A 19,458-nucleotide genomic window follows, 5' to 3' on the forward strand; every position below is an offset into this window, starting at 1 on the left:
TGTCATTTTAGAAAAGGGGAAGAGTTATGCGCAAAGCAACAAAACAAAGACAAACGTTAGAAACAGCGATTGATGTGACACTTAATTTAGACGATGCATCATCTGTTTCAATTGAGACAGGTGTTGGTTTTTTTGACCATATGTTAACCTTATTTGCTTCACATGGTCGCTTTTCACTTGAAGTTAAAGCGACAGGTGACTTACATATTGATAGTCATCACACGGTAGAAGATGTCGGTATCGTGATTGGACAACTTTTTAAAGAAGCTATTGGTGATAAAGTAGGTATTAACCGATATGGCACAGCTTATGTACCTATGGATGAAGCACTTGGTTTTGTTTCTCTTGATATTAGCGGTCGACCTTATCTCGTTTTAGACGCCGATTTTACAACTCAAACACTTGGTAATTTTGATACAGAACTCGTACGTGAATTCTTGCAAGCCTTTATGGTTCACGCTGGTATCACATTACATGCACGGGTGCTATATGGTATCAACACACATCATAAAATCGAAGCTATTTTTAAAGCGCTAGGTCAGGCACTCGCTCAGGCGATTGCCATTAACCCAAACATCAAAGGGGTTAATTCTACAAAGGGGCTACTAGAATGATCGCCATTGTTGATTATGGTATGGGTAACGTATTAAGTGTGCGCCATGCATTTGAACATTTAAATCAAACGGTCATTGTAACAGACAAACCCGAAGAGCTAAGAAAAGCAAGTCATATTATTTTGCCTGGTGTCGGTTCGTTTCAAGCAGCGATGGAGGAGATACATGCACGTAATCTCTATGATTTACTTATTGAACTTGCCCAAACTAAGCCTTTTTTAGGTATCTGTTTAGGTATGCAGCTCCTTTTCACTGAAGGCACTGAGGGTAAGCATACAGAAGGATTAGACTTAATTCCTGGTACGATTCGAAAAATCAAAACGGATTATATTTTACCTCACGTTGGTTGGAATCAACTGATGATTTCAAACCAACATAAAGCATTTAAACAGTATGAACAAGCATTTGTTTACTTTGTCCATACGTATCAAGCAGAAACAGATGATAAGTATATCGTCGCAAAAAGCACATATGGTGAAGATATTACAGCTATTGTTCGAAAGGACAATATCTTCGGCATTCAATTCCACCCAGAAAAGAGTGCCAAAATCGGTTCTTCAATTATTCAAACATTCCTAAATGAGGTGACAAAATGAAAATATTGCCTGCGATTGATTTATTAAATGGACAATGCGTTCGATTGTACCAAGGTGATTTCAATCAATCAGAACAAGTCGCAAAAGACCCTTTCGAGCAGCTTCAGACCTTTATTAAACAAGGTGCTGAAATTATCCATATCGTTGATTTAGACGGAGCTAGAGACCCTAAAAAGCGTCAGTACCCTTTGATCAAATCATTAGTTGAGCGCTCCACTGTCCCTATTGAAGTGGGAGGAGGTATTCGTACAATGACAGAAGTAGAAGAGCTCATCGCTCTTGGGGTTGATCGCATTGTGATTGGAACGGCAGCCATTGAAAATCCGGACTTCTTAAAAGAAGCACTCGCTAAATATAAAGCCCATATTGTCGTTGGTATTGATGCGAAAAACGAACGAGTCGCTACTCATGGATGGGAAACACTATCAGATGTAGACTATATTTCTTTCGCAAAAGAAATGGTAGCACTTGGTGTAGAAACAATTGTGTTTACCGATATATCTAAAGATGGCACGATGACTGGCCCGAGCTTAGAGCAGTTAGACAAATTAAATAAAGCTGTCAGTGCCACGGTTGTTGCGAGTGGTGGCATTAGTAACATCAGTGATTTACAAGCGCTTAAAGCGATTAATATTAAAGAGGCGATTGTAGGTAAAGCTATTTACCAAGGTGCCATAGACCTTACTGAGGCGGTAAAACTATGATTGCTAAACGAATTATACCATGTCTCGATGTTAAAGATGGAAAAGTAGTTAAAGGGGTTAACTTTGTCGGTTTGCGTGAATTAGGTGATCCTGTCAACATGGCTAAACGCTACTCAGAACAAGGTGCAGATGAAATTGTCTTCCTTGATATATCAGCAACAAATGAAGCAAGACAAACCATTGTTGATATGGTAGAACGTACGGCTAAAAACATTCACGTTCCTTTTACCGTTGGTGGAGGCGTTAGATCGATTGAAGATGTTAATCGATTACTTCAAGCAGGCGCTGATAAAGTCGGTATAAATTCAGCTGCTGTTCATTCACCAGACCTAGTAAAAGAAGCGAGTCATCGCTTTGGAAATCAATGTATCGTTGTAGCAATTGATGCAAAGAAATTTGATGACGGTTGGCACGTCATGACACATGGTGGGCGTAAGGATGCTGGCATCGATGCCATTGAATGGGCAAAAAAGGTGGAATCTTTAGGAGCAGGAGAAATATTACTTACAAGTGTCGATGCTGATGGTGTAAAAACAGGTTTTGACATACCATTAACACAAGCCATTGTGGATGCGGTGAGAATTCCTGTCATTGCGTCTGGTGGTGTTGGTCATCCGGACCACTTTACCGAAGTGTTTCAAAAGACGGATGTATCTGCAGGTTTAGCAGCTTCGATATTCCATGAAGATACTTATACCGTTAAAGAAGTAAAAGATGCTTGTATCAAGAAGGGAGTGCTTGTGCGTGAAACCTGATTTTTCGAAAGGATTAATTCCAGCGGTTATTATTGATCATGAAACGAAAGATGTCTTAATGGTTGCTTATATGAGTGAGGCTTCTTACCAAAAAACGCTTGAAACAAATGAAACCGTCTTTTATTCCCGATCACGTCAAGAACTATGGCATAAAGGTAAAACATCAGGCAATACACAACGCGTTTTATCAATCACCCTAGATTGTGATCAAGATACCTTACTTATTGAAGTAGAAAAAAACGGGCCAGCTTGTCATACCGGACGAGAATCGTGCTTCTTTCATCACGTCAGAGAAAACCATTCAGATCAGTCAATTGACCCAAATATTTTTAATACACTTATAGAAGAGATTAAAGAAAGAAAAATCGAACCTAAAGATGGCTCTTATACGAATTATTTATTTAATAAGGGTGTCGACAAAATAAGTAAGAAATTGATTGAAGAAGCTGGTGAGGTTATTATTGCTGCTAAAAATAAAGATAAAGAAGAATTGACTTTAGAAATCAGTGACCTTATTTATCACACCTTTGTCTTAATGGAAGATACGGGTGTTGAATTGAGTGATGTTAAGCGTGAATTAACGAGACGATTTGCCAAAAAGGGTAATAATAAAGGGGACCGTAAAGAAATTAAGGAATGGTAATACGTGCTTTAATTTCTAGTAAGGACATTATAAAAGGTCAACAGGCAAAAAGTGAAGGGCTTAGCCCTTCACTTTTTCCAATGTGTTTGAATAAAAACGTCGCGTCCAGACTTTTCTCTATCTTTCTGATAATCTTCCGCATGCGTTTGATAATAATTTTGATGATAGTCTTCTGCTGGGTAAAAACGTGAGGCAGGTAAGATATCAGTCACGATTGGCGACTTAAACAACTGACTATTTATTAATTTAGCTTTCGCTTCTTCTGCTTGTTTTTTTTGTTCATCATCATGATAAAAAACAGCTGTACGATATTGAGGACCTCGATCATGAAATTGTCCGCCAGCATCCGTTGGATCAATTTGAGGCCAGTATAAGTCTAGAATGGTTTGATAATCTATTTTTTTTGGATCATAACTGATTTGTACCGCTTCATAGTGACCAGATTCACCAGATTTGACCGCTTCATAACTTGGATTGTCCATATGCCCACCAGTATAACCTGAAACAACTTGGTAGACACCATCCCACGTATCAAATGGTTTGACCATGCACCAGAAGCAACCTCCAGCAAATGTAGCAAGTTTTATATTAGTCATTCTATATCTCCCTTCGTCATAGACGGCGAATCACTGTTCCGCATCTTCTTTAAATTGATTTAAAACAAAATGATAAAATACTTTCTCCGATGGTGCGAGTTCCCGGTGTTTAGGTGTAATCATCCCCACACTTCTTTTTAAATCCGGACTACTTATTGGTATCGTCACCGTAAAATGTGACGCTTGTTCGTGAATAGCGCTCTCAGGTAAGATTGTTAAGCCAATACCTGCTGCGACCATACCTTTAATTGCATCCATATCTTCACCTTCTGTTGTTACATGCGGGTCAAACCCTACAGATTGACAGGCATCAACGACAAGTTTTTCAAAAATATAACCCTTAGGAAATAACACAAACTCATCTTCTTTTAACTCCGTCAAATAAACACTCTTTCGATTGGCCAGGCGATGACTCTTAGGCGCCAACAAATACATTTGTTCATAAAACAAAATATCGCCATTTATTTGGGGGTCATCTGTCACCACGGGTCCTAAAAAAGCGATGTCTAGTTCGCGAGCCTTAATGGCTTCAATGAGAAAATTATAAGCACCTTGGCGTAATTGAAAATGGATTTGAGGATACTGCGCTTTAAATTCCGCTAATAAATGCGGCAACATTGTACTAGCCAAGCTCGTCGGAAAACCAATTTTAATTGACCCGCGCTCAGGATCAATATATTCATCCATCTGTTTTTTGGCAAAATCAATGGCTTTCATCGCTTCTTTGGCATGCGCGAGGAAGATCTTACCTATTGGTAGTAGCTTCACATTTCGACCTTCTCGTTCAAACAGTTGCACACCTAACTCATTTTCTAAATTAGCAATTTGACGACTTATCGCAGATTGTGCGACATGTAGATGGAGTGCTGCTTCTGATACGTGTTCACGTTCAGCCACTTCAATAAAATACTTCAATTGTCTAAATTCCATTTGTTATCCCCCATTTTTAAAAAAAGTGTTATGAAGATATTGGTTAAATTGGTGATATTTTATTTGAACAACCGATTAATCCATCTCGATTTGAGATAATAGTGATGGTTTATATATATTGTATATATAAATCAACCGCATTACAATAGATTCAAATAAAAAAATATAAAAAAGCACGAGGGGGACAAAAAAGATGCGATTTAATGAAAAAACACCTGCACGTGGCATGTACCAACCCGAATATGAACGTGATAATTGTGGGATTGGCTTATATGCGAATATTGATGGAAAAATGAGCCATGCGATTGTTAAGAACGGACTAGAAATGCTGACAAAACTTGATCACCGGGGAGGACAAGGAAGTGATCCTAATACGGGAGATGGTTCAGGGTTAATGATTCAAATTCCCGATCGTTATTTTAGAAAAGTCTTACCTGCAATTGATTTTCCAGACCCGGGAGATTATGCGGTCGGTATGTTCTTCTTTCAAAAAAACGATCCAAATTTTTCTGCTTATAAAAGTCAGATTAATCAGATAATTGAAAGAGAACATGAAACGTTATTAACATGGCGACGTGTACCCACAAACGAAGCGCGTATTGGTCTACTCGCAAAAGAATCCGCTCCACTCGTGTATCAAGTATTTGTTAAAAGAAGAAATAGTGCATCAGGTTTATCATTTGAGCGTGTGCTTTATCGGATGAGAAAGCAGATGGAACGTCTAGCAAAAGAAAACAATGAAGCTTTTTATATCCCAAGTTTTTCAAGCCAAACCATCGTTTATAAAGGACTTTTAACATCCGATCAAGTCGATCAATTTTATATTGATTTAAAAGATGAAGATGTTGTATCGCATTTTAGTCTCGTTCACTCTAGATTTAGTACAAACACATTTCCATCCTGGGAAAGGGCGCACCCTAACCGTTACTTGATTCACAACGGTGAAATAAATACTTTACGTGGCAATATCAATAAAATGAAAGCGCGTGAACGCAATTTAACGACCGATGTATTTGGTGAGGACTTTGAAACAATTTTACCCATTTTAAACGAAGACGGCAGTGACTCTTCCGTACTCGATAATGCTCTAGAGTTTCTTATTCTTTCTGGGAAATCACCTCAAGAAGCAGCGATGATGTTAATACCTGAACCTTATGAGCACGTTGAAACGATGCCAGAAGCTAAGCGGGCCTTTTATCGTTATATGAGTGCTGTTTCAGAAGAATGGGACGGACCGACATCGATGACCTTTACGACTGGTAAACAATTAGGAGCCATTTTAGATCGTAATGGACTGCGGCCCGCACGTTATGTCATTACAAAATCAAATGACATCATTTACTCGTCAGAAGTTGGTGTATTGCCAATCAATGAAGAAGACATTGTTTTAAAAAACCGCCTAAAGCCAGGTGAGATGTTGTTCATTGATTTTGATGCGAAACGCATCATTCCGGACGAGGAAATCAAGCAAACGGTTGTTTCGGCACACGACTATAAAGCGTGGCTTGATGACGAGACGCTTCACTTGAAAAAGCCTACGACACTAACTGTAAAAAAACGTCCACAACTCATCAAACGTCAACGCGCATTTGGTTATACGCACGAAGTCATTGAAAATTATCTCATCATGCTGCAGGAACAAAAGAAAGACCCGATCGGTGCTATGGGGATTGATACACCTCTAGCCGTATTATCAAACAAACAACAATCACTTTTTCATTACTTTAAGCAAACATTTGCTCAAGTAACAAATCCACCCATCGATGCGTACCGGGAGCGGCATGTTATTTCTACAAAGGTTTGGCTTGGTCGTGAGGGTGATTACTTAACAGCTCAACGCGAAAATGTCCATCGGATTGAAATGCCGCACCCGATTTTAACAGCTGAACAACTTGATGAACTGATGACGCTTGGTGGGGAGTTTAAAAGTGGGCAGTTATCAACAACGACGACCCATTCATTAGAAAGTGCGCTCACCTCACTCCACGAAAAAGCTGAAGCCTTGATATCTGAAGGACATTCATTACTGGTATTATCGGATGAAAAGATCGACCAACATCACTACGCGATTCCAACTTTACTGGCAACGTCTAGTTTACATCAATACTTGATCCGCCGTGGTATAAGGTCAAAAGTAAGTCTTATCATTGTCTCTGGTGAAGTAAAAGAAGTACATCACTTCGCATGTTTACTCGGTTACGGGGCAGACGCGATTATGCCTTATCTCGTTTACGAAACGTATCAACAGTTAATCGAAGAGGGTAAACTAAACCAAGCACTGAGTGATACGATTTATACGTATATCGATACAATAGTGGACGGTGTTGTAAAAGTCATGTCTAAGATGGGCATCTCAACTTTTAGAAGTTACCAGGGGGCTCAGATATTTGAAGCTGTCGGTATTAGTAAAGAAGTCACAAAACAGCACTTTACCGGGACAACGTCCGTATTAGATGGGATCACACTTGACGTTATTGAAAAAGAAGCACGCATGTTTCACGATACTGGATACCATAACGACGACAAACGCTTACCTGAGGGCAGTGAGTTTCAGTGGCGACACGAGGGTGAAAGTCATGCATATAACCCAACGACCCTCACTCAATTACAATGGGCCGCTCGACGGGGTGACTACCAACTATTTAAACGCTATACAGAACAAATGGAAACGCAACATATTGGCTTTTTGCGACACTTATTAGATTTTAATGAAACTGATGCAATTGATATACAAGACGTAGAACCTGTTGAAGCTATCGTTAAGCGCTTTAAAACTGGCGCGATGAGTTATGGTTCAATCAGTCGGGAAGCACATGAGACATTAGCTATAGCGATGAATCGTCTCGGGGGCAAGAGTAATAGTGGTGAAGGTGGAGAAGAAAAAGACCGCTTTATTCAAACCGATCCGTTGATAAATAAAATGAGTGCGATTAAACAAGTAGCCTCAGCCCGCTTTGGTGTGGATAGTGATTACCTTGTACATGCGAATGAACTACAAATTAAAATGGCACAAGGCGCTAAGCCAGGTGAGGGCGGCCAGCTACCAGGTGATAAAGTATACCCTTGGATTGCAAACACACGTCGTTCAACACCAGGTGTAGACTTAATTTCACCCCCACCGCACCACGATATCTATTCCATTGAAGATTTAGCGCAACTTATTTTTGATTTAAAAAATGCTAACCCTAAGGCTCGTATCAGTGTCAAACTTGCCGCAAAGTCAGGTGTTGGTACGATTAGTGCTGGTGTTGCTAAAGGTAAAGCAGATGTTATTAGTATCGTTGGCTATGACGGTGGAACGGGGGCTTCACCAAAAACAAGTATTAAACACACGGGACTTCCATTAGAGATAGGTTTAACTGAGGCCCATCAAACATTGATATTAAACGGGTTAAGACAGCGGGTCGTTCTGGAAACGGATGGTAAATTATTAACTGGAAAAGATGTCATTATGACGGCTATTCTAGGTGCTGAAGAATTCGGTTTTGCTACAGCGCCTCTGGTTATTCTAGGCTGTGTTATGATGCGTGTTTGTCACTTAGATACGTGCCCAGTCGGTGTCGCAACACAAAACCCTGCTTTACGTGAACGTTTTACGGGTAAACCAGAAGATATTGAAAACTTTATGAGATTTATCGCTGAGGAAATGCGTGAGATCATGGCTACGCTCGGTGTGAGAACAGTCGATGAGTTGGTGGGTCAGACGCACTTACTAAAAATTCATGAGCGTAAATCAAAACACTGGAAAGCTAAGTATTTAGATTTATCTCGTTTACTGTATAAACCGGATAATGCATTTAAATTACAAAAAGAAGTTCAAGCACACAAACTTGATGAAACAATCGATCAAGCCATTCTTTATCCTTACTTTAAAGATGCTATTAAAACAAAACAACCGCACACGTTAAAGTTGCATGTCACAAACATTGACCGTGCCACTGGCACAACACTAGGTTATCACATCACAAGAGCACACGGAGAACACGGGTTACCGGAGGATACAATTAACGTTGAATTATTAGGTTCATCTGGACAAAGTATGGCTGCTTTTATTCCGAAAGGAATGAAAGTTCACTTAACTGGCGATACGAATGATTATGCTGGAAAAGGATTATCGGGTGGGAAATTAATTATTTCCGCAAGTCGTGCGATTAAAGAAAGAGCGGATGAAGCGATTATAGCAGGTAATGTTTGTTTTATCGGTGCGACAAGTGGTGAGGGCTATGTAAACGGACTGGCAGGTGAACGTTTTGCGGTTAGAAATAGTGGCGCGACGTTGATCGTTGAAGGTGTAGGTGATAATGGTTGTGAATATATGACGGCAGGACACGTTACAATTATCGGAACAATTGGTAAGAACTTTGCTGCTGGCATGTCGGGAGGCGAAGCTTATCTATACACCAAAGACACTTCCTCAACTTTGGCACATATTAACCAGGAATTAGTGGAAATAAATACAACACTTACTGCTTTCCAGCTTAAACGAATAAAAGAACAGATTAAGCGGCATGTCAACTATACGGCGTCAGTTAAAGGACAAACGATTCTCGATAACTGGGACGAAGAGAAACATCGATTTATTTCAGTCATTCCTCGTCGTTATCAGATGGTCACAAGTAAAATTCAACAATATATTACACATGGTCTAACAACTGATGAAGCCACTTTAAAAGCATTTAACGATATTAAATTGAATCAGCCAAACAAAGAAAAAGCATCACTTAAAGTGAAATAAGAAAGGAGCTTCAACAATGGGGAAACCAACCGGATTTATCGACTATAAAAGAGAAGAAGCAAAAGAGCGAGATCATTTGACGCGGATAAATGACTGGGGTGAATATCAAGGGCGTCTGACTGATGAACAACTAAAGACAGAAGGTGCACGTTGCATGAATTGTTCGATTCCATTTTGTCACACGGGAATTGACATTAACAATCAAGTGTCTGGTTGTCCTCTAAACAACTTGATTCCAGAGTGGAATGATTTAGTTTATAAAGAACGATTCGAAGAAGCACTCGACAGATTACTTATGACAAATAACTTCCCTGAATTTACTGGGCGTGTATGTCCGGCCCCATGTGAAGGTGCCTGTACAGCGAGTATTCATGATGATGCTGTAGGTATTAAAAGTATCGAACGTGCGATTATTGATCGTGGTTTTGAAGAAGGGTACATTAAGGCACGGATTCCAAAGCAGCGGACTGGAAAAAAAGTCGCCATTATTGGCTCTGGTCCGAGTGGTTTAAGTGCAGCGGATGAACTAAATCAGCAAGGTCACTCTGTCACTATTTTCGAAAAAGCGAATCGCCCTGGTGGATTGCTGATGTATGGCATTCCAACGATGAAACTAGATAAAGACATCGTCTCAAGACGGATTGACCTGCTAAAAGAAGAAGGTATTAAATTCAGACTCAATACAGAAGTAGGTCAAGATGTGTTGCCAGAAGATTTAAAAAGGGATTTTGACAGCATTATTGTCTGTACAGGTGCCGAATCACCAAGAGATTTGAACATTCAAGGACGCAAACTGAAAGGCATTCATTTTGCGATGGACTATTTAACAGAGCAAACGCAAAGCTACTTAGATGGCTCTGATGCCACACTCACCGCAAAAGGGAAAAATGTCGTTGTGATTGGTGGTGGCGATACTGGCGCTGACTGTGTCGCCACAGCGATTCGTCAAGGCGCCAAAAATGTGCGACAACTGGCAATCACGCCTGCTTTCCCTAAGTCCCGCGCAACGGGGAATGATTGGCCAAGTTACCCAAATGTTTTCCGAGAAGACTATGCCCACAAAGAAGCGAAAATCATTTTTAATCGTGAGATAAGAGAGTTTTTAACTGAAACACACGCCTTTATTGATAATGGAGAAGGACATGTTCAAGCGCTGTTCACACGTAAAATTGAAGAAATATCAACGAAAGAAGGTGTCTTGTATGAAAAAGTTCACCGTGGTGATGATGTGATTCCTGCGGACTTAGTCATTTTAGCTATTGGCTTTGTTGGCCCAACGACATCGTTATTAGAAAGATTTGGTGTGACCGTTCAAAATAATCGGATACAAGCTGATTATAAAGATTTTCGAACCAATGTAAAAGACGTCTTTGCTGCGGGTGATGCAAGACGTGGTCCATCGCTAATCGTATGGGCAATACAAGAGGGAAGAGAAGTTGCAAAAGCAGTTCATCATTACTTACAAACTAAAAAAGAAACTCAATACGCTTAAGTTTAAAGAAGTTATCATCTGATTACACAGGATGATAATTTCTTTTTTTTAACTGAATACAACTCATTTTATGAGTTGCTATTAATATCAGATGCGTATGTTTTGAAAATTCATAAATTATCTATTGTTTTTTTAAAGTGATTAGGTCTACAATAGTAACAGACAAAATAATCAAAACATAAGGGAGTCTAGTATGATGCACAATATATCAATCACACAAACAAAAAACAATAAACAAAAACCAAAAGATGAGGCGTTAGTTTTTGGTCGCCAATTTACTGATCACATGTTTCTCATGGATTATAAAGAAGGAGAAGGATGGTATGATGCACGTATCGTCCCTTATCAACCACTTGAAATGGATCCAGCTGCGATGATTTTCCATTATGGACAAACCGTGTTCGAAGGACTCAAAGCTTACCGTACAAAGGATGATACGATACAATTGTTTCGTCCCGAAGAAAATGTTAAGCGTCTAAATCGCTCCAATGCACGTATGTGTATACCTGAAGTAGACGAGGATATAGCACTTGAAGCAATTAAAACCCTTGTTGACCTTGATCGCGATTGGGTTCCTCATAAAGAAGGAACAAGCCTTTACATTCGTCCCTTTGTTATTGCTACTGAACCTTACTTAGGTGTATCGGCATCAAAAACATACACGTTCATGATTATTCTTTCACCTGTTGGTGCTTATTATGACGCAGGGATTGACCCTGTTAAGATTGCCGTTGAAAACGACTATATCCGTGCCGTAAAAGGAGGTACTGGAGAAGCAAAAACAGCCGGCAATTATGCTGGTAGTATGATTGCCCAAGAAAATGTAGCGAAAAAGGGTTATGCACAAGTACTCTGGCTAGATGGTCATGAGAAGAAATACATTGAAGAAGTAGGCAGCATGAATGTGTTCTTCAAAATTGACGGTAAAGTCATCACACCACATTTAAGTGGCAGTATCCTACCAGGTGTGACCCGAAAGTCGGTCATTCAGTTATTAATGGATTGGGGTATAGAAGTACAAGAGCGCCCGATATTATTATCGGAAGTTTTAACCGCGCATGCGAATGGATTACTTGAAGAGGCTTTCGGTTCTGGGACAGCCGCCGTTATTTCTCCTATAGGCGAACTTTTCTACAACGAGACGTCTTATGTGATCAATAATCATCAAACCGGCGCTTTATCCAAACGGGTCTATGATACTTTAACAGGGATTCAATATGGGACAATAGTAGATCCACATGATTGGATTGTTAAAGTGAACCCTAAATAAAAAGTTATCTGATTATTTTCGGTTGACATTCCTTGTTTGTTTTTAGATAATAGGGATACATCTAAATAGTGACGTTATAAAAAGAACCAGTAAATGATGAATATATGCTAGAGAGAGAAACGCAACAATGGGCTGAAACGTTTCTTCATATCCCTTCTCATCGAACCTATTCTTATAGTCGTTAAGTAAAACTTAACCGCTCAATTATGTTGAGCGTTATCAAAAATGAGGGGACTCATCTTCTTTGAGTCAACAATGGTGGTACCGCGGAAACATGCCTTTTCGTCCATTGCATCAGTTCAGATGTGTGGAGAGAAGGCGTGTTTTCTTTAGTTATATCGTATTTTTGGATGAATGAACAGAAAGAATGGTGAAGTGATTATGATTGAAAAGCGTGTTGTGGTAAAAATCGGTAGCAGTTCGCTTACACAAAAAGATGGCGCTTTGTCCGTTAAAAAATTAACGGAACACGCAGAAGCTATTGTCAAACTATTAGATGCCGGTATTGAAGTTGTATTAATCTCCTCAGGTGCTATTTCTGCAGGGTTTAGAGATTTAGGGTATTCTTCAAGACCAGTAACTGTTCAAGGCAAACAAGCTGCTGCTGCCGTTGGACAAGGCTTGTTAATTGAAGCATACAATCAAGCTTTTAAACGCCATGGCTATGTCTCAGCTCAATTGCTCCTCACACGAGATGTTTTTACAAATAAAGAGCAATTCTCAAATGTTTATCAAACGATCACAGAATGCTTGAAACGTCGGGTAGTTCCAATCATCAATGAAAATGATTCTGTTGCTATCGACGAAATGACCTTTGGCGATAACGACATGTTATCGGCGCAAGTAAGTGGACTAGTCAATGCAGATCAACTTATTTTGTTGACGGATGTTAATGGTATTTATGACAAAAATCCTGGTCAATTCTCTGATGCTAAGAGGTATAATCACCTTAGCTATATATCAAACGAGTTAATTGCTGCAACAAGTCAAGACTCTTCTTCTAAAGTAGGCACAGGGGGAATGAAGTCTAAACTTATTGCTGCGCAACTTGCGACCAATGTAGGTGTTAATTGCTTTGTCGGTACTGGCACTGGTGTTAATAAACTGACAACTATTCTAAATGGAAGTGGAGACGGTACGTACATTGGTACTCGTGAAACAGTACATGTGAGAAAGCATAAACAATGGATTGCTTATCACTCTGAACCATCTGGTCGTATTATCATTGATGAAGGTGCAAAGCGCGCGTTATTATCTGATGGAAAAAGCTTACTTGCTGCCGGAATTATTGGAGTGGAGGAAGATTTCCCCGCTGATGCTGTCGTTAGTATTTACTTTAATCAGGATCAAATTGCAAAAGGCCAAGTCAATTACTCTGCTGAGCAATTAAAACAGGTGAGAGGCCTAAGCAGCCGTGAAGCTATGTTATTAACCGGTTGTACGCACCCAGAAGTGGTGCACCGAAATAATTTAATCTTAACTATTCAGGAGGGAACTTATCAATGACGACTTTAGATACTTTAGGAAAACAAGCAAAAGAAACAACGCTTTTATTACAACAAGCAACCACAGAAGAAAAAAATGCCGCCCTACTAAAAATCGCCGACGTACTCATCGAACGTCAAGAAGAGATTTTAGTTGAAAACGAAAAAGACTTAGTAAACGCAAAAGACAAAGGCATCAGCGACTCGGTTATTGACCGCATTCGACTAACAGAAGAACGAATAAAGCAGATGGCAGATGCACTCCGTGAACTAACACATTTAGCTGATCCCATCGGTGAAGTACTTGAAGCATTTACACGCCCCAATGGCCTGGAGATTGAGAAAGTCGCTGTACCGATTGGTGTTGTTGGGATGATTTATGAGGCGCGACCAAATGTTACCATTGATGCAGCCAGTCTCTGTCTAAAAACAGGCAACGCAGTCATCCTACGTGGAAGTTCATCAGCAATTTACTCAAATATTGCGCTTGTGAGCGTCATTAGAGAAGCGCTATCCCTTACAAGCTTACCTGTTAATAGCGTTCAGTTAATTGAAGATACATCAAGAGAAACCGCAGAAAAAATGTTTAGATTAAATGATTACTTAGATGTACTCATTCCACGTGGCAGCAAAAACCTCATTGATACAGTCGTAAGAAAATCATCTGTTCCTGTATTAGAAACGGGCGCAGGCAATTGCCATATGTACATCGACCATGATGCTGATGAGAAAATGGCTGTCGAACTTGTTATTAACGCAAAGACACAACGTCCGTCTGTTTGTAATGCGATTGAGACCGTCCTCATACATCAATCATGGTTTGATGTACACGGGAAAACGTTAATCCATCAACTAAACTCTAATGGCGTCCTTATCCATGGAGATCAGAAAGTGAAAAATGAAAATCCTGCCGTTCTTTTAGCTACAGATGAAGATTATGCTACAGAATATTTAGATTTAGAAATCGCAATGAAAGTTGTGCAGTCAACGGATGAAGCTATTAAACATATCAATTATTACGGCACCAAACACTCAGAAGCTATTATTTCAAACACGGACACACATGTCTTAGCCTTTCTTAATGATGTTGATGCCGCTTGTGTCTATCACAATGCCTCAACACGATTTACTGATGGATTTGAATTCGGTTTCGGTGCAGAAATCGGTATTAGCACTCAAAAACTTCACGCGCGCGGACCAATGGGCTTAAAAGCTTTAACTTCAACAAAATATTTGTTAAGAGGCCAAGGTCAATATAAAAAATAAGCGTGACGCAATTTATTAGTGAAATTCGTTACTATTTAAGTTAAAATAATCATCGTATGAAACAATAAACAAGGAGTGACACATGTTGAGTAAAACATTAATTTTCGGACATAAAAATCCAGACACAGATACGATTGCCTCAGCAATTAGCTATGCGTATTTAAAAGAGCAGCTTGGTGAAGAAGTAGAGGCTGTCTCATTAGGAGACATTAGCAAAGAAACAGCCTATGCTCTAGACTACTTTGGTGTTAAAGCGCCGCGTATCGTGAAAACGGTAAAAAACGAAGTTGATCATGTCATTTTAGTTGATCATAACGAAAGACAACAAAGCGTGAGTGACCTAAACGAAGTCAAAGTAAAAGAAGTGATTGACCATCACCGTATCGCTAATTTTGAAACGTCAGATCCGGTATACTATCGAGCTGAACCGGTAGGTTGTACTGCCACTATTTTAAATAAATTATTTAAAGAAAAAGGCGTAACTATTCCAAAGCACATTGCAGGTTTAATGTTATCAGCGATTGTATCTGATTCTTTATTATTTAAATCTCCAACTTGTACTACAGAAGATATCGCTGCTGCTAAAGAACTAGAAGTCATCGCTAAGGTTGATGTGAATGTTTATGGATTAGATATGTTAAAAGCAGGCGCTGACCTTAGTGATAAATCAGTTGACGATTTACTAACACTTGACGCTAAACCCTTTAAAATGGGCGGATATGCAGTAGAAGTGGCACAAGTAAATACAGTTGACCCAAGTGAATTATTAGGGAAAAAAGAGGCCATTAAAACAGCTATTAGAGGGGTCATTTCAGAGCGTGAGCTCGACTTATTTGTTTTCTTGATTACGGATATTTTAACAAACGATTCCGTTGTCATTGCTTTAGGTGAACAACAAGCAGCTGTTAATACGGCTTTTGATATTACCTTAGAAGATGATACGGCCATTTTAAAAGGTGTTGTTTCTCGTAAAAAGCAAGTTGTCCCTCAACTAACCGATACTCTATCATAAAACGATAAAGAGAAGTCCTTATTTCTATGCGACTTCTCTTTTTTTATAAATCACACACTTAACATACTATCAATGTCCTGATTAGACGCTATGTTAAGAAATAATAAGGTCAAGCAACTGTTATAATCACTGTTATACTTTCGCTGCATACTTTCGTGTTATATAACAGAAAGCGTTCTGTTGATATTTATTTTTTCAGAATTATTCCCGTTTTGTGAAAATTATGATAGGATAGAAGGTACTATTATTTATCAAGCGGGAAGGAATGTATGCTATGCCTACAGAAAAACCAATCGATGTGAAAGATATTATCATTGCACACCAACGTATTAAAGATGTTGTCACAAAAACACCACTCCTTCTTGATCCTATTCTATCAGAAAAATATGACTGCAACGTTTATTTAAAACGAGAAGATTTACAAGTGGTACGTTCTTTTAAAATCCGGGGTGCGTATAATTTTATGCAGAGTTTAACTGAAGATGATTTAAAAAACGGGGTTGTTTGTGCCAGCGCAGGCAATCACGCACAAGGTGTGGCCTACTCTTGTAAAGCAATGAACATTAAAGGCACCATTTTCATGCCAACAACTACCCCGAGACAAAAAGTAGATCGAGTGCAGTTTTTCGGCGGGAATGCTGTCGATGTCATTTTAACGGGTGACACATTTGACGATGCGAGCGATGAATCGAAGAAATTTTGTCAAGATAATAAGATGACGTTTATTCATCCATTTGATGATGAACGAACGATTGCAGGTCAAGGAACCGTCGGACTAGAAATATTAGAAGCGCTCAACGAGCCAATATCACATATGTTTATGTCTGTTGGGGGCGGTGGCCTCATTTCGGGTGTGGCCACTTACGTGAAAAACATCAGTCCTGAGACGAAAATTATTGGTGTTGAGCCCGCTGGAGCCGCTTCAATGCAAGCGTCCTTTAAAGCTAATAAAGTCGTTAAGCTAAATTATGTGGATAAATTTGTAGATGGCGCAAGTGTCAAGCGGATAGGCGATAAGACATTTAAAATTGCAAAACCTTTAGTCGATGGCTTTGCGACTATACCTGAAGGGCGCATTTGCACAACGATGCTCGACTTGTACAATGAAAATGCCATTGTAACTGAGCCGGCAGGTGCGATGCCTGTTAGCGCATTAGAGGATTATCAGGATGAGATTAAAGGTAAGAATGTTGTGGTGATTGTGAGCGGTGGTAATAATGATATTGACCGCATGCAAGATATTAAAGAACGCTCACTCATTTACGAAGGGTATAAACACTATTTTATTGTCAGCTTCCCGCAACGGGCGGGGGCGTTGCGCTCATTCTTAACCGACGTACTAGGTAAGGATGATGATATTACTCGGTTTGAGTATACAAAGAAAAACAACCGTGACCGAGGGCCAGTACTAGTCGGCGTCGAACTTAAATATAAAGAAGACTACGAACCATTAATTAAGCGCATGCATGAAAAAGGATTTAGCTATATTGAAATAAATAAGGATCAGGATTTATTTCAACTCCTTATTTAATGGTCAAAAGTATGCTATAATCTAAAGGAGAGGTGGCTTTCACCTCTTTTTTTCATGTTTAATATTACTAAAAGAATGGTATAACTTAATGGTGTACGTCTGAATAATGTAAGATGGAGGTTTAAAATATTGAAAATTAAAATGCTTGTGCAATCACAGTATAAATCCGAATTGTTACGAGAAGGCAAAGTTTACGATGTAAAAGAAGAAACCGCTAAACGTTGGATCGAAAGTAAACTAGCGGTAGATGCCTCAACCGAAACTAGCTCAAAGACTATCAAGTAGTTGAGTGAATGTCGCAGTAAAGAGTCGGCGATCTTCATCACTGTATGGTTTAGGTCCTTTCATACGTCCACCTGATTTCCTCACTTGACTAGAGAGGTAACGGGATTGCAGCAACTGTTCGATAGTGTCTTTCTCATAAGCGAAACCTTTTGGATGTATGACGCATGACGCCTTAGCTAATGCTAAAGAAGCAAGGCCATAATCCGCCGTAATTAAATGATCACTTCTTGTTAAGTGGCGCATAATCCGATAATCAGTTGCTTCTTTTTCTTGATCAACATAGATGACTTTTACATGCTCTGGTAAAGGTTTTACACTGTAATGCGCATAACTTTTTACTAACGTCACGCCCTGATTATATTCACCTGCAATTTTAATTATTTGATCAGTTACTGGACAGCTATCAGCATCTACAAAAATCATAAAAAATCATCACCCCTTATTGTACTATAACAACATCTGTTATAGTATAGAATATGTATAAAGTATAAATACAATAAAGACAGGAGTCAATGCTATGGAAAACTATTTACCAGGAGATATTACAACATTAGTCGTTAAGCGTGTCATTGAAACGGGGTACGTATTAACAGCATCTGATCGCGAAGCGCTTGAGGTTTTGATGCATGAGAACGAGGCAGGTGAAAACAAACTTGTCGAAGGTGATGAGGTAGAAGTATACCTTTATCATGATAAGCAGAAGCAATTAATCGCAACAACAACGTTACCACATATCACGACAGATGTTTTTGACTGGGCTGAGGTGACAGAAGTAAAACCAGGTCTCGGTGTGTTTGTGGACATTGGTACATCAAAACATGTCCTTGTCTCATACGACGATTTACCTGAACATATGTCAGCTTGGCCAACTATTGGTGATATGCTGTATGTGACATTAAAACACGACAAAAACAATCGGTTACTCGCTGACCCAGTGACTGAAGCAGATTTTGAAGGGAATTGGGATTTAGCTACAGATGAACTATTCAATCAAGATATTGCTGGTCGCGTCTTTCGAAGTGGTAAAGAAGGCGCTGTTGTCATTACTGATGATGGCTATCGAGGATTTATTCACCATAGCGAACGCAAAAGAGAGCCGCGTATTGGTGAATGGGTTGAAGGTCGCGTCATTAAGGTGAAACCAGATGGATCGTTGAATATGTCACTCCTTCCACGTAAACAAGAAGCTCAAGAAGTGGATGCGGAGAAATTGTACAATTACATGTCAGCCCACGATGGTATGATGCCATTCACAAATAAAACAGATCCAGAGTTACTTCGGGCAACATTTGATATGAGTAAAGCTGCTTTTAAACGTGCGATTGGAAAATTACTAAAAGATCGTTTAATTATCTTAGAAGAAGACCGGATTATTTTGGCAAATTCCGAAAATAGCCCTTCATAAATTTCCAAAAAGTTTAATTTTTATTCAAACCACATGTAGGACTACAGTCACGTTGTGAAATTTTTTTTGAATTTTTTCTTCCTATTATATATATAAAGTTTTTATATCCGTTATCGACTCACTTCAAGTCAAAATTATTT

The 19,458-nt window shown here is 39.3% G+C and carries 16 protein-coding genes; 13 read left to right on the forward strand and 3 right to left on the reverse strand.

What is annotated here, in order from left to right:
- Positions 1-26 precede the first annotated feature (26 nt).
- From hisB to hisIE, 5 genes are read left to right on the forward strand one after another with little or no spacing between them, the layout of a single operon-like run.
- Positions 27-614 (forward strand): imidazoleglycerol-phosphate dehydratase HisB, encoded by a 588-nt coding sequence (gene hisB / locus BM163_RS02900; protein ID WP_089800042.1) that lies wholly within the window; start codon positions 27-29, stop codon positions 612-614.
- Positions 611-1,210, forward strand: coding sequence for an imidazole glycerol phosphate synthase subunit HisH (gene hisH / locus BM163_RS02905; RefSeq protein WP_089800044.1), 600 nt, complete (start codon positions 611-613; stop codon positions 1,208-1,210). The genes hisB and hisH overlap by 4 nt, the downstream gene beginning before the upstream one ends.
- A complete protein-coding gene (gene hisA / locus BM163_RS02910; protein WP_089800046.1) occupies positions 1,207-1,914 on the forward strand; it encodes a 1-(5-phosphoribosyl)-5-[(5-phosphoribosylamino)methylideneamino]imidazole-4-carboxamide isomerase in 708 nt (235 codons plus the stop codon). The genes hisH and hisA overlap by 4 nt, the downstream gene beginning before the upstream one ends.
- Positions 1,911-2,669, forward strand: coding sequence for an imidazole glycerol phosphate synthase subunit HisF (hisF, locus tag BM163_RS02915; RefSeq protein ID WP_089800048.1), 759 nt, complete (start codon positions 1,911-1,913; stop codon positions 2,667-2,669). The genes hisA and hisF overlap by 4 nt, the downstream gene beginning before the upstream one ends.
- A complete protein-coding gene (gene hisIE / locus BM163_RS02920; protein ID WP_089800050.1) occupies positions 2,629-3,312 on the forward strand; it encodes a bifunctional phosphoribosyl-AMP cyclohydrolase/phosphoribosyl-ATP diphosphatase HisIE in 684 nt (227 codons plus the stop codon). The genes hisF and hisIE overlap by 41 nt, the downstream gene beginning before the upstream one ends.
- A 68-nt stretch (positions 3,313-3,380) precedes the next feature.
- Here the strand turns inward: hisIE and msrA are convergent, their stop codons facing one another.
- Both msrA and gltC read right to left on the reverse strand, forming a co-directional pair.
- On the reverse strand, positions 3,381-3,908 hold the full coding sequence (gene msrA / locus BM163_RS02925; protein ID WP_089800052.1) for a peptide-methionine (S)-S-oxide reductase MsrA: 528 nt from the start codon (positions 3,906-3,908) through the stop codon (positions 3,381-3,383).
- A gap of 30 nt (positions 3,909-3,938) precedes the next feature.
- Entirely contained in the window at positions 3,939-4,838 is a 900-nt protein-coding gene (gene gltC, locus BM163_RS02930) for a glutamate biosynthesis transcriptional regulator GltC (RefSeq protein ID WP_089800054.1), read from the reverse strand.
- Between the two features lie 193 nt (positions 4,839-5,031).
- Between gltC and gltB the strand changes: the two genes are divergently transcribed.
- The 7 genes from gltB to ilvA all read left to right on the forward strand — a co-directional run bounded on the left by gltB (position 5,032) and on the right by ilvA (position 17,628).
- Positions 5,032-9,573 carry a glutamate synthase large subunit gene (gene gltB, locus BM163_RS02935; RefSeq protein ID WP_089800056.1) on the forward strand — a complete coding sequence of 1,514 codons (4,542 nt, stop codon included), beginning with the start codon at positions 5,032-5,034 and terminating at the stop codon, positions 9,571-9,573.
- A 16-nt stretch (positions 9,574-9,589) separates the two neighbouring features.
- On the forward strand, positions 9,590-11,065 hold the full coding sequence (locus BM163_RS02940) for a glutamate synthase subunit beta (RefSeq protein ID WP_089800057.1): 1,476 nt from the start codon (positions 9,590-9,592) through the stop codon (positions 11,063-11,065).
- Between the two features lie 196 nt (positions 11,066-11,261).
- On the forward strand, positions 11,262-12,335 hold the full coding sequence (locus BM163_RS02945; protein WP_089800059.1) for a branched-chain amino acid aminotransferase: 1,074 nt from the start codon (positions 11,262-11,264) through the stop codon (positions 12,333-12,335).
- Positions 12,336-12,689: 354 nt separating this feature from the next.
- Positions 12,690-13,841, forward strand: a complete 1,152-nt coding sequence (gene proB, locus BM163_RS02950; RefSeq protein WP_229675480.1) for a glutamate 5-kinase — start codon at positions 12,690-12,692, stop codon at positions 13,839-13,841.
- A complete protein-coding gene (locus BM163_RS02955) occupies positions 13,838-15,085 on the forward strand; it encodes a glutamate-5-semialdehyde dehydrogenase (RefSeq protein ID WP_089800062.1) in 1,248 nt (415 codons plus the stop codon). The genes proB and BM163_RS02955 overlap by 4 nt, the downstream gene beginning before the upstream one ends.
- A gap of 85 nt (positions 15,086-15,170) precedes the next feature.
- Positions 15,171-16,097: a manganese-dependent inorganic pyrophosphatase gene (locus tag BM163_RS02960; protein ID WP_089800196.1), complete on the forward strand. Its 927-nt coding sequence runs from the start codon at positions 15,171-15,173 to the stop codon at positions 16,095-16,097.
- Between the two features lie 274 nt (positions 16,098-16,371).
- Positions 16,372-17,628 carry a threonine ammonia-lyase IlvA gene (ilvA, locus tag BM163_RS02965; protein WP_089800064.1) on the forward strand — a complete coding sequence of 419 codons (1,257 nt, stop codon included), beginning with the start codon at positions 16,372-16,374 and terminating at the stop codon, positions 17,626-17,628.
- Between the two features lie 267 nt (positions 17,629-17,895).
- Here ilvA and BM163_RS02970 read toward each other — a convergent pair whose 3' ends face one another.
- Positions 17,896-18,336 (reverse strand): YaiI/YqxD family protein, encoded by a 441-nt coding sequence (locus BM163_RS02970; protein ID WP_089800066.1) that lies wholly within the window; start codon positions 18,334-18,336, stop codon positions 17,896-17,898.
- Between the two features lie 94 nt (positions 18,337-18,430).
- On the opposite strand from BM163_RS02970, the gene BM163_RS02975 reads away from it, so the two are divergent.
- On the forward strand, positions 18,431-19,318 hold the full coding sequence (locus BM163_RS02975; RefSeq protein WP_089800068.1) for a CvfB family protein: 888 nt from the start codon (positions 18,431-18,433) through the stop codon (positions 19,316-19,318).
- The last annotated feature ends 140 nt before the right edge of the window (positions 19,319-19,458 follow it).

It is taken from the genome of Halolactibacillus alkaliphilus, assembly GCF_900115465.1.
In the GTDB taxonomy this organism is placed as follows: domain Bacteria; phylum Bacillota; class Bacilli; order Bacillales; family Amphibacillaceae; genus Halolactibacillus; species Halolactibacillus alkaliphilus.

What these genes read in the sequence shown, in the direction of transcription:
- hisB (WP_089800042.1), top strand. Translation starts at nt 27, where the DNA reads ATGCGCAAAGCAACAAAACAAAGACAAACGTTAGAAACAGCGATTGAT.
- hisH (WP_089800044.1), top strand. Translation starts at nt 611, where the DNA reads ATGATCGCCATTGTTGATTATGGTATGGGTAACGTATTAAGTGTGCGC.
- hisA (WP_089800046.1), top strand. Translation starts at nt 1,207, where the DNA reads ATGAAAATATTGCCTGCGATTGATTTATTAAATGGACAATGCGTTCGA.
- hisF (WP_089800048.1), top strand. Translation starts at nt 1,911, where the DNA reads ATGATTGCTAAACGAATTATACCATGTCTCGATGTTAAAGATGGAAAA.
- hisIE (WP_089800050.1), top strand. Translation starts at nt 2,629, where the DNA reads ATGCTTGTATCAAGAAGGGAGTGCTTGTGCGTGAAACCTGATTTTTCG.
- msrA (WP_089800052.1), bottom strand. Translation starts at nt 3,908, where the DNA reads ATGACTAATATAAAACTTGCTACATTTGCTGGAGGTTGCTTCTGGTGC.
- gltC (WP_089800054.1), bottom strand. Translation starts at nt 4,838, where the DNA reads ATGGAATTTAGACAATTGAAGTATTTTATTGAAGTGGCTGAACGTGAA.
- gltB (WP_089800056.1), top strand. Translation starts at nt 5,032, where the DNA reads ATGCGATTTAATGAAAAAACACCTGCACGTGGCATGTACCAACCCGAA.
- BM163_RS02940 (WP_089800057.1), top strand. Translation starts at nt 9,590, where the DNA reads ATGGGGAAACCAACCGGATTTATCGACTATAAAAGAGAAGAAGCAAAA.
- BM163_RS02945 (WP_089800059.1), top strand. Translation starts at nt 11,262, where the DNA reads ATGCACAATATATCAATCACACAAACAAAAAACAATAAACAAAAACCA.
- proB (WP_229675480.1), top strand. Translation starts at nt 12,690, where the DNA reads ATGAACAGAAAGAATGGTGAAGTGATTATGATTGAAAAGCGTGTTGTG.
- BM163_RS02955 (WP_089800062.1), top strand. Translation starts at nt 13,838, where the DNA reads ATGACGACTTTAGATACTTTAGGAAAACAAGCAAAAGAAACAACGCTT.
- ilvA (WP_089800064.1), top strand. Translation starts at nt 16,372, where the DNA reads ATGCCTACAGAAAAACCAATCGATGTGAAAGATATTATCATTGCACAC.
- BM163_RS02970 (WP_089800066.1), bottom strand. Translation starts at nt 18,336, where the DNA reads ATGATTTTTGTAGATGCTGATAGCTGTCCAGTAACTGATCAAATAATT.
- BM163_RS02975 (WP_089800068.1), top strand. Translation starts at nt 18,431, where the DNA reads ATGGAAAACTATTTACCAGGAGATATTACAACATTAGTCGTTAAGCGT.